The 1,242-nt window shown below is 55.6% G+C and carries 1 rRNA gene; it reads right to left on the reverse strand.

What is annotated here, in order from left to right:
- Positions 1 to 1,242: ribosomal RNA gene (locus BLP95_RS16580) — 23S ribosomal RNA — on the reverse strand; the annotation flags it as partial.

Raw genomic sequence — 1,242 nt, forward strand, 5'->3', positions numbered from 1 at the left:
TTCAGCGGTTATCCTGTCCGCACATAGCTACCCGGCAATGCCACTGGCGTGACAACCGGAACACCAGAGGTGCGTCCACTCCGGTCCTCTCGTACTAGGAGCAGCTCTTCTCAAATCTCCAACGCCCACGGCAGATAGGGACCGAACTGTCTCACGACGTTCTAAACCCAGCTCGCGTACCACTTTAAATGGCGAACAGCCATACCCTTGGGACCGACTTCAGCCCCAGGATGTGATGAGCCGACATCGAGGTGCCAAACACCGCCGTCGATGTGAACTCTTGGGCGGTATCAGCCTGTTATCCCCGGAGTACCTTTTATCCGTTGAGCGATGGCCCTTCCATACAGAACCACCGGATCACTAGAACCTACTTTCGTACCTGCTCGACGTGTCTGTCTCGCAGTCAAGCACCCTTATGCTCTTGCACTCATTGCACGATTTCCAACCGTGCTGAGGGTACCTTCGTGCTCCTCCGTTACGCTTTGGGAGGAGACCGCCCCAGTCAAACTACCCACCACACACGGTCCTCGATCCGGATCACGGACCTGAGTTAGAACGCCAATGATGCCAGGCTGGTATTTCAAGGTTGGCTCCACCCGAACTGGCGTCCGGGTTTCCAAGCCTCCCAGCTATCCTACACAAGCAACATCAGCGTCCAGTGTGAAGCTGTAGTAAAGGTTCACGGGGTCTTTCCGTCTAGCCGCGGGTACACAGCATCTTCACTGCGATTTCAATTTCACTGAGTCTCGGGTGGAGACAGCGTGGCCATCATTACGCCATTCGTGCAGGTCGGAACTTACCCGACAAGGAATTTCGCTACCTTAGGACCGTTATAGTTACGGCCGCCGTTTACCGGGGCTTCGATCAGGAGCTTCGGCGAACCTAACACCATCACTTAACCTTCCGGCACCGGGCAGGCGTCACACCCTATACGTCCGCTTGCGCGTTTGCAGAGTGCTGTGTTTTTAATAAACAGTTGCAGCCACCTGGTATCTTCGACCGGTTCGGGCTCGGGGAGCAAGTCCCATCACCCTACGCCGGCGTGCCTTCTCCCGAAGTTACGGCACCATTTTGCCTAGTTCCTTCACCCGAGTTCTCTCAAGCGCCTTGGTATTCTCTACCTGACCACCTGTGTCGGTTTGGGGTACGGTCCCACTGTATCTGAAGCTTAGAGGCTTTTCCTGGAAGCGTGGCATCGATGACTTCCAGACCGTAGTCTGTTCGTCTCGTCTCTCGGCCTTG

It is taken from the genome of Halomonas shengliensis, from assembly GCF_900104135.1.
Taxonomy (GTDB): domain Bacteria; phylum Pseudomonadota; class Gammaproteobacteria; order Pseudomonadales; family Halomonadaceae; genus Halomonas; species Halomonas shengliensis.